Genomic DNA, 9,117 nt, shown 5'->3' with positions numbered 1-9,117 from the left:
AGGAAGTGAACCTCTTTTTTGTCGAGGGGCTGAATATTCCATCGGGTAAATTCCATGTACCTGCTATGCTTTGGAAAGCCAATGCCGACCATTTGATGGTCTTCGGCTTGTCAGGCAAGACCAAACCCAACATGAATACTAGACTTTGCCATGCCCCTTATTTAAATATTTATGGAAGTGGGCAGGTCTGCATGGGAACGGTGCAAATCAATATTGGTAAAAGCACCTGTTTAGAAGAATTTACGAAAACATGGGAGCAGTATTTCTTTAACAGCAATTTCAGCCACTCCATCAGCGGGAATAACAGCACTAAAAGCAATACCACCGAATTATGGCGCTCCCTTGCAGGGAAAGGCGATGTGTTTCCACAGTGCGAATTAATTAAAACAAGTTTGACCCTTAAACAAATCATCCAGTGAGAACGAAGAAAATCCATAAACCCGCTGTACATATCGTCCAAAAGGAATTATTACAGCCTTATAACCCTGTTACTATTAATTTGATAGGAGCAGGTGGTACGGGCGGTCAGGTATTGACCGCATTGGCAAGAATGAACCATGCGCTTATCGCTTTGGGTCATGCGGGTTTATTTGTCAGGGTATTTGACAATGACACCGTAGACCACGCGAACCTCGGCAGGCAGTTATTCACCACCGCCGAAATTGGGTTACACAAATCAGTTGCCTTGATTAACCGAATTAACCGTTTTTTCGGCACCAACTGGAAAGCTGAAACGCTACGTTATGATAAGCAATCATTATCCAATAAAGATGTCGCCAGTGCGGTCATAACCATATCTTGTGTTGATACGGTACAGGCTCGCTTCGATATAGCGGACGTATTGAAATACCTTGCTAAAAGCTATGGTGGCCGTAATCATGTTCAATATTGGATGGATTTCGGTAACAGCCGAACAAACGGTCAGGTAATACTATCGACGTTAGAGAAAATCAAACAACCCGCTTCTGAATTATACAAGCCTGTAGAAAGCCTGCCTTTAGTTACCGATGAATTTAAAGAACTCCTATATTCCTCGGAAAAGGAAGATAACACGCCAAGCTGCTCCCTTGCCGAAGCCCTCACCAAGCAGGATTTGTTTATTAATTCCGCATTGGCTAATTGTGGGGCATCATTACTTTGGCAGTTGTTCCGTGAGGGGATTTTATCTAATCGGGGGTTCTTTTTAAATATTAAAGATTTCAGGGCACAGCCACTTAAAGTAGCTTAATATACAGCATAATGAAAATTACGGATCTGAATGGTTGCGACCTCGAAATAGACAACCTGCAATTGGCGATTATGCAAGCGGATGATTACAGGCACTATGCGCATCTTAACCCTGAACATCGTTCGGCAGATGAACGGTTACAGAACTATTGTGAAGATGTTTATCAAAAACTGGTTGCTTTAGATGCTACCTGACTTTAAAATTGTAAAACGGCCCCGCTTTGCGGGGCCCGTTTCGCCCCGTGTTTTGCCTCTTGATTATTGTCATCGGCGCAAAACACGGAGCACTTTATTGGAAGATTTTCACAGCCCGTATCGCCCGCCCAGAGCCATTAATCAATGATGGACTGATAACGGATCATTTCAAAACACACCCACCAATTGTGTACGCACCGCGTACACAATTTATCCCTGCTGCCTAAACCGGTTTCAAGGAGCCAATTTGGCACCATGGAAAACTTATCCTAAATGTTCGGTGACTTGAGCGATCTCTGTCGACAATTCTTCGGGCGTCGGCAAATACAATTTATATTTTGACGCAAACACATTACTGTTTTCAGGTAGGGAATACCTGACGACAGTATCATTCTTTTCAAGACACAGCAATATGCCAACAGTTGGATTTTCGTGAGGTAAACGTTCCACACGGTCATAATAGTTCACATACATTTGTAATTGGCCGATATCCTGATGAGTGACCTTATGCGTTTTCAATTCGACGATCACAAAACATTGCAGCAGCCGGTTATAAAAAACCAGGTCAACGAAAAAATCATCACCATCCAGATGGATGCGTTTTTGACGGGCGGTAAATGAATACCCGTTACCGAGTTCCAGCATAAACTCCTGGATGTGGGTGATCAAAGCCGATTCCAGATCCTTTTCGAAATAGGCTTCCTCTTGTTTTAACCCAAGAAATTCCAGCACCATCGGGTCTTTGATAATGTCCTTAGCTTCCCGGGGTTGCTGCACATTCCGGGCCATGGCCAACACAGATTCCTTATCTGTGCTTAACAGCAAACGTTCATATAAATGACTGGATAATTGGCGCTCCAACTGCCGTGAGGTCCAATTGTTCTTCGACGTCTCGTTAAGATAAAACTCCCGTTGATCATGATTGTCAAGCGTAAGCAAGGACCGATAATGCGACCAGCTCAATTGTGCACGCAGTGCGTGCACAATTGGAAAACAGCGGTAAAACTGACGGAATAGGTTCAGATTTCGGGAAGAAAAACCCCCGCCAAATTGGGGCTGCAGCTTTTCGGAAAGATATTTAATGAGCCGTTCGCCATAGGCGGCCCGATCATGACCGCCCTGTTCTTCCTCAAAAATCCTTCTACCGATATGCCAGTACATAACGACCCGTTCATGATCCACGGCGCGGACCGCAGTTGCACGGGCTTTCTGAATGATCGATTGAATATCGGCTATAATATTGGTGTTGATTTCCATAATGATCTTATTTATTAACTGGCCCTATTCAACTTGCCGGTAGGGGTAAATAACTTTCTTTCTAACTCCTTCATATTGTTGCTGATCTTGCGCTTGGTGATCTTCGCGTAGATTTGCGTACTGCGGAAATCCTTGTGGCCGAGCATTTTCCTTACGGTTTCCAGCGGAACATCGTTTTCAAGTGTAACCGTAGTTGCGAACGTATGACGTGCTGTGTGGGTGGTCAGGTGTTTTTTTATGCCGCAGATATCCGCCAGTTCCTTTAAATAGGTATTATAGCGGTAATTGCTGTTCACCGGTAACAGCTTATTGTTTTCAAGGCAATAGATATGTTTTTTATACCGTTTAATGATCTCCAAGGCAATCGGCATAAGCGGCACACATTCCTCTGAACCAGTTTTTTGACGGTCTTTGGTGACCCAAAGCTTACCATCGAGCCCGGTAAAGATGTTCTCAGGCTCCAGGTGATAACAGGTTTCATACGCATAGCCCGTAAAACAACAGAAAATATACACATCACGGATCTCAGCCAGCCTGGCGATCTCAATTTTTTTCTGATACATTTTAATCACTTCGTGCATCTCCAGACACTCACGGTCGGGATCTTCATATTTACATTTAAAACCTTTGATCGGATTGACCTTGATCCAGCCTTCATTTATAGCGCGGTCGATCACCTGCTTTAGCGTTTTTACATACTTCATGGCCGCATTCTCACCGATGTCCTGTAAAAGCAGGTGATGGTAAAAGTTGGTGGCGATACCCATATGCAACTCTTCGAGGGCCATATCGCGTAGCTTATATTTGCTGTGCAGGAATGCCATGCAATAACGTTCGAGCCGCTCATAACGGGTCAGGGTACCCGGACTGCCTTTTTTCTTGGCGACCTTTTCGGCGAACTCTTCATTGTGCAGTTTAAATGCACCCCCCAGGGTTTGCTGGTCTACCACTGGCTTGGGTTTGTAAGCATCCTTAACCATGGCCGCCGTCACCCGGTCACAGGTAGCTTCCAATACATTATAGCATTTTTCCAATTCCGCCCTGGTCCTGGTGACATAACTATTGATGGCCTGATAATCCGGGCAGTTCATCCCAGCGATGGCCGCTTTTTCATCCCAGGCATCCGGATGAATTTTCTTACCGGAGGCGAACCCATCACGTCCGCCATTTACAGTGATACGGACATAGATCGGTACCCGTCCGTCTTTTAGCGCTTTTTCACGCTTTAGCCAAAATAAAATTGACAACTCTTCATTAACTTTCATACTCCAAATTTTTAAGTGAAAAACTGGTTCTTTTAACTGATAGTCAAACTGATACAATCGAAATCAAACTGTACTAAATTCTATTCGGTACCCTATTTTCGGAAAAAGGAATAGAGTACCGAATAGGGTACCGAATTGGTTGTATTGAGTTGCCTTAGATTGTATTGGAATTAAATAAAAGAGACACCAGCTAGCACCGGGTATATTGAAAAATCCTTGTTTTAGCTATAAAAAGCCTTAAAACAAAAAAAAAGCCTCTTTTTCAAGAGGCTTTTCCTTCAAAACGTTCGACCTGTTGGGTGGTCTTTGTGATCCCGCTGGGATTCGAACCCAGGACCCCAACATTAAAAGTGTTATGCTCTACCAGCTGAGCTACGGAATCAACTTTTAACTTTTCGATTGTGTTATCGTTTCCGTTTAAAGTGGTGCAAATATAGGATTAATTGATATAGGTTGCAAGCCTATTTTCAATAAAATGTAAACTTTTCAATAAGTGCTTCAAACACACAATTTTAAAATTTAAATGAACCTAATTTTCCTCCATCCCCAGCCAATAAAATAAGGTTTCCATGCTTTGCTTTGCGGCAAACGTTATAACTTGTGCCATCAATTTTTTGCCAGGTTTTACCACCATCTATAGTTAGATTACTTCCTGAGGTGCCTGTTGAAAGGAATACATCACCTTTGATATGTTCAACACATGATTGATAACCGGCAGGTCCGGTTACTGGAATATACTTTTTAAACTTAGCTTTAGCCTTCGGGAGTATATAAGCTACTGAGTCGCTTTGTTTATCCTTTGCATAATTTCCGCCAACTATGATTGTTTGATTGTTGCCATATGCAACAGAAAAGGCACCCCGGCTTGCTGCGCCGTTTGTAAGTGACAATTCTTTTGCAGTCCACAAATGGTTTTTGATAGGAGAGGTTAGTATCCGGCTATTACTTCCACCGGTTACTATGGTAATCAACTTATTTGCTCGTAAGCAGGTGCCGCTGGCAGCAAAGGCGGCCTCGTCTTTTAATGCTGCCGGCGAATTTATAACAGGGTTCCAGGTTTCGCCACCATCTATAGTTTCTAAAAGCAAAAATTTATTATCGATAGGGTCGCCTAAAACAAAGCCATGTTGCTTTGTTGAAAAATCCATCGCATCTAAAAAGTAGGCTGTATCCGCTTTTTGATACTTAATAGCCCAATTTTTACCACCATCGATTGTCTTTAGGATAAGAGCTGGGGTTCCTGAGCTTATAATTACGGCTTCTTTATCAGAGAATGCTTCAATATCTCTAAAGTCAGATTTTTCGAAACCTTTAATTTGTTGCCATGCCCAACTAATTCCGCGATCATTTGATATTCCAATTGTTCCTTTGCTGCCGCTTACCCAGGCTGTTTTATCATCAACTACTGACAAACCACGGATACTGGTTGGTCTGCCTTGCTGTAATGACGTTATGCTTTGAGCTTTTAAACTAATAAATAAGAATAAAAAGAACGCTGTGGCGATATGGGTTTTATTAATATGCATAATAGAAGTTTTACCGAAGTTAACTTTTACCATTTGGTTTACAAAAAGTGCGCTTATTTAGCATTTATTTTAGTGGGATTAACTAAAAAAATTATATTTGCAACCTTGTATATGCCCGGATGGCGAAATTGGTAAACGTTGCGGTCTCAGAAGCCGTTGAGAATTGTCTCTTGAGAGTTCGAGTCTCTCTTCGGGCACATCCAGTAAATTTAGAGTCTTAAGTTCTAGGTCATGTGTCGAATTGATAAGACAAGGCTTAAACTTAAGACTTTGTATTTATTAAGCCCGGGTGGCGAAATTGGTAGACGCACCATCTTGAGGGGGTGGCATTCGTAAGGATGTACGAGTTCGAATCTCGTTCCGGGCACAAAATATAGTATAAATTCAACCTTGAATTTATGCCGATAATACCATTCTACAATACAAACGGCATTGTCTGAAATATTAAATATTGTCCTACTACGTGCAAATATGAATTATATGTTATCTTCATTTTATTAAAGATGGTGCAAACTGTAAAGGCAAAATTTTTATACATCGAAGGGATTAGAGCGATAGCTGCTGTTTATGTAATGATGGACCACATTACATTGAGTTTTAAGCTGCAAGCATTAACCTCATTAAATCAATTTGTTGTTAATTTCTTTCAGTATGGTCATTTTGCTGTCGACATTTTCATCGTAATTTCCGGCTATTGTTTGATGCTTCCAGTATTAAATAGTAATTACAGATTGCCGAATGGGATATTGAATTTTTATAAAAGACGGTTTATAAGAATTTACCCGCTATGGGCAGTGCCTCCGTTACCCTCAATTGTTTTATAGTTTCGGCAAATGTGGCTGCGGCATATTCATCATATTTATTACCCGTTGCTCGGCAGTAAAAGTAATAGGCCAGCACCTTGCAGCACGCGGTAAGCGATGGGTTAAAGTAATCCTTCCAGTTTTCTTCACCGTAAATTTTTATGTGTTCGGCTATTTCATCTGCAATAACATCCCGGGCGGCCATAAATGCGCCCGCCGGTTCTACCGATAGGTTGTTTATCACATTTACTGTAACCAGTTTTTTATCAACGTCAACAGTTATTTTTTTGGGGATCTCATCGCTGTTATACAAATGCCTTATTTGCTGGGATAAAGAGAGTACAGCATCGGCGAAAGCCATAAAGTCGCCGGCATTGCGCACTGTTTGAAGATCGGAAACCGGGACGCCCGATAATATGCTAATGGCGTCCAGGTCACTCAATTGTGGATTATCCTGCAGGGCCATCATTTGCCCCAGGCTAACTTCATTTAGCTGCGATGGTATTTTAACCCGCAGTTTACCATGGGTTGTTATAAGTATTTTTTCTATCATATTATTGGGATTACACCGATTGTTTTGAATGATTGCACCGATGGATTAAGAAAGATCGATTATTCCGGCAAAAACATCATAGTTCTGTTGCTTAATGGCTTTCGGTAGCCTGCTTTTTACCCCGAAGCTGCCTTTTGCATTTAACTTATTTAAGGCTACATACCGCAAAGGGTCTATAAGGTGGTTAAAGGTATCAACTGGTTGGTTTATGGTTTTGCCGCTCTTATCGCTTTTCCATTTGTACCTGCCTAATTCCTTACGCAGATTTACGCTGTTACGAGTAACGTTTATTTTATAACGTTTAAGTATGTCTATTGAGTTTTTAATGCTATCAGCCCCTTTTTTAGCACCTGTAACATACCACCCAAGGCGCTTAAGCTCTTCAATTGATTTTGGTTCGGCGCTATCTGCAATAATCTCTGTTCCTTTGCTAATGCCGGCGTTTTGCAATTTACCGGCTATATCTTTATTGGTAAGTCTGGTTTCATAAAGTACCTCATCAACCCAAAGCTCACCGTTTTGTTTATAAACAAGCACGCAACCGGTTTCATCATTAGTAAAGCCAAAATCGAGCCCTGCGGATATTAGTTTTGCATCCGTAGGGATAGCTTCACAAATATGCCAGTTATCAAACACTAAACCGGTTATTCTACCTGTGAGACCACGCGCATAAACTTTCCATAACTCCAGGTCTTCGGATTTAAGCGCCTCTATTTTGGCCCGAAAAGCATCTTCTATAAAAGGGTTATGCCGATGGTCGGATATGAAAAGCTGCACGTTTTCCTTGCCTATCAACCTCTCGTGCACCCAAAAACCTGTGTTGGGATTGTAATCAATATAGATCCGTTTTTTGGTACGCAGGGCAAGTTCGGTATACACATCCCACTCAATGCCATTCGCTTCGTTTACAAACAGGTAATCCCTTTTTCCGGACTTCGCGTCTTGTGCATTATCGTAGCTTTTAAACTCGATGATACTGCCATTGCTAAACTCAAATATGCGATCTGTCCGGTTGTAGTTTTTAACCATGCGCTTCAGAATATCCGATTCGCTGTGTATGGCCTGTGCATCGCGCAGGGCACCCGATTTTAGGTTGGGGATATCCTGCCCTACAACGGTGATGATCTGTTTTTCGTTTTCTGCCGCCAGGCAAAACAATACCTGTTCAATAGCATAAGTTTTACCAGAACTTGTGCCCCCCTGGTTTATAATAATATGGCTGGTAGCTTCGTAGTTATGTTTGAATAGGGTGGTAGTTTTATTGTGCATATTCTTTGGATAAAAGACTTTTAGATTAAAGACCAAGGACTTAAGAGGGAAGGTCTTTTATCCTTCATCCTTTCGCCTTCCCGTCTAAAAGCGTCACATCTTTTTCGCTCGAAGCCAGTTTAGGACCCGAATTAACAATTTCTATTTTTATTGTTTTAGGTATTTCCTTTAAGAAAGGATCATCAGGTTTCTCAGTCCAGCCCAGGTTCTTCAAAAAAAATATAGCCCCGGTGGCCGATTGATAATGAAGCCTTTTTTCGTACTCGGCCTCTACCTTTAGCCTGGCCTTTTTAATAATATGCGCGAATTTGCCATCACGCTCATATGCTTCCAGTTCAGCTATGCTGATAAAACCCAAAGCTAAGGCCAACCCGGATAGGGTAGCAGGTTCGGGTTCACGGTCCCAAACCTTTTGATCTATAAAGTCAGTGCTGTCTTTAGAACCCTTTGCCGGTACTTTTTCTATATGATATTCTCCCTGTATAAAGCTAAAATATTTTGCAATACGCGCCCTGTAAGCTTTGATTGTTTTTAGATGTTGTTTCATGAAGAGTGACGTTTAATGAATTAAATGCCGATTGGCATAATCATATACAAATATAAAATAAATTCTTTAAAAATGCAAATATTAAAGAAAAATCTTTATTTTAGAATGGGGGACTTGTTTTATGCTTACCACAATCTATCGTTTACAAAAATATATCTTTACACCGTTGTTTTGCAGCACTAATCTTGTAATCCCATCTTAATGAAATTAGCGTTATTGCTGATAGTTATGCTTCTGTTATCTTTTGCGCTGCATGCGCAGGATAAAAGCACTATCCCGCTAACCAGGCACCGCATGAACGATACCCTGGTGGTTGCCCAGCAAGACACCTCCGCACAAAAGGATCTATACGATTTGATCCGTTCAGTTTTTAATAAAAAGGGGACTGTAGATAATAAAGCAACTACAGTAATAGGAACAAAGCCGGTATTTTCTGTATTGCCTGCAATTGGTTATACACTGCAAACCAAGTTAG

The 9,117-nt window shown here is 41.6% G+C and carries 10 protein-coding genes, 3 tRNA genes and 1 pseudogene; 7 read left to right on the top strand and 7 right to left on the bottom strand.

Annotated elements, in window-relative coordinates:
* From JWQ85_RS20610 to JWQ85_RS20600, 3 genes and pseudogenes are all read left to right on the top strand, one after another.
* Window positions 1–419, top strand: a pseudogene (locus JWQ85_RS20610) (PRTRC system protein B); the annotation flags it as partial.
* Window positions 416–1,228: a PRTRC system ThiF family protein gene (locus JWQ85_RS20605; RefSeq protein WP_299471346.1), complete on the top strand. Its 813-nt coding sequence runs from the start codon at window positions 416–418 to the stop codon at window positions 1,226–1,228. The pseudogene JWQ85_RS20610 and the gene JWQ85_RS20605, both read left to right, overlap by 4 nt.
* Before the next feature lie 11 nt (window positions 1,229–1,239).
* On the top strand, window positions 1,240–1,422 hold the full coding sequence (locus tag JWQ85_RS20600; protein ID WP_299471344.1) for a hypothetical protein: 183 nt from the start codon (window positions 1,240–1,242) through the stop codon (window positions 1,420–1,422).
* Between the two features lie 264 nt (window positions 1,423–1,686).
* Here the strand turns inward: JWQ85_RS20600 and JWQ85_RS20595 are convergent, their stop codons facing one another.
* The 4 genes from JWQ85_RS20595 to JWQ85_RS20580 form a co-directional block, all read right to left on the bottom strand.
* Window positions 1,687–2,679 (bottom strand): PDDEXK nuclease domain-containing protein, encoded by a 993-nt coding sequence (locus JWQ85_RS20595; RefSeq protein ID WP_299471342.1) that lies wholly within the window; start codon window positions 2,677–2,679, stop codon window positions 1,687–1,689.
* A gap of 14 nt (window positions 2,680–2,693) precedes the next feature.
* Complete coding sequence (locus JWQ85_RS20590) at window positions 2,694–3,944, bottom strand: site-specific integrase (protein WP_299471341.1); 1,251 nt, start codon at window positions 3,942–3,944, stop codon at window positions 2,694–2,696.
* A 309-nt stretch (window positions 3,945–4,253) separates the two neighbouring features.
* Window positions 4,254–4,326: transfer RNA gene (locus JWQ85_RS20585), tRNA-Lys, on the bottom strand.
* A 130-nt stretch (window positions 4,327–4,456) separates the two neighbouring features.
* Window positions 4,457–5,503: a YCF48-related protein gene (locus JWQ85_RS20580; protein WP_299471340.1), complete on the bottom strand. Its 1,047-nt coding sequence runs from the start codon at window positions 5,501–5,503 to the stop codon at window positions 4,457–4,459.
* Between the two features lie 80 nt (window positions 5,504–5,583).
* On the opposite strand from JWQ85_RS20580, the gene JWQ85_RS20575 reads away from it, so the two are divergent.
* The 3 genes from JWQ85_RS20575 to JWQ85_RS21965 all read left to right on the top strand — a co-directional run bounded on the left by JWQ85_RS20575 (window position 5,584) and on the right by JWQ85_RS21965 (window position 6,294).
* Window positions 5,584–5,667 (top strand) — tRNA-Leu (locus JWQ85_RS20575).
* 86 nt (window positions 5,668–5,753) lie between these two features.
* A tRNA-Leu gene (locus tag JWQ85_RS20570) sits at window positions 5,754–5,837 on the top strand.
* A 136-nt stretch (window positions 5,838–5,973) separates the two neighbouring features.
* Window positions 5,974–6,294, top strand: coding sequence for an acyltransferase family protein (locus tag JWQ85_RS21965; protein WP_367186265.1), 321 nt, complete (start codon window positions 5,974–5,976; stop codon window positions 6,292–6,294).
* On the opposite strand, the gene JWQ85_RS20565 is transcribed toward JWQ85_RS21965, so the two are convergent.
* From JWQ85_RS20565 to JWQ85_RS20555, 3 genes are all read right to left on the bottom strand, one after another.
* Window positions 6,239–6,826 (bottom strand): hypothetical protein, encoded by a 588-nt coding sequence (locus JWQ85_RS20565; RefSeq protein ID WP_299471338.1) that lies wholly within the window; start codon window positions 6,824–6,826, stop codon window positions 6,239–6,241. The genes JWQ85_RS21965 and JWQ85_RS20565 overlap by 56 nt on opposite strands.
* Before the next feature lie 45 nt (window positions 6,827–6,871).
* Window positions 6,872–8,095: a PBSX family phage terminase large subunit gene (locus JWQ85_RS20560; protein ID WP_299471337.1), complete on the bottom strand. Its 1,224-nt coding sequence runs from the start codon at window positions 8,093–8,095 to the stop codon at window positions 6,872–6,874.
* Between the two features lie 64 nt (window positions 8,096–8,159).
* Window positions 8,160–8,642 (bottom strand): terminase small subunit, encoded by a 483-nt coding sequence (locus tag JWQ85_RS20555; RefSeq protein ID WP_299471336.1) that lies wholly within the window; start codon window positions 8,640–8,642, stop codon window positions 8,160–8,162.
* 201 nt (window positions 8,643–8,843) lie between these two features.
* On the opposite strand from JWQ85_RS20555, the gene JWQ85_RS20550 reads away from it, so the two are divergent.
* On the top strand, window positions 8,844–9,117 hold a 274-nt coding region (locus tag JWQ85_RS20550; RefSeq protein ID WP_299471334.1), incomplete at its 3' end, for a hypothetical protein.

Origin of the sequence: Mucilaginibacter sp. (assembly GCF_028288105.1) — a bacterium.
Taxonomy (GTDB): domain Bacteria; phylum Bacteroidota; class Bacteroidia; order Sphingobacteriales; family Sphingobacteriaceae; genus Mucilaginibacter.
This window is presented reverse-complemented; position numbering and strand designations above follow the sequence as displayed.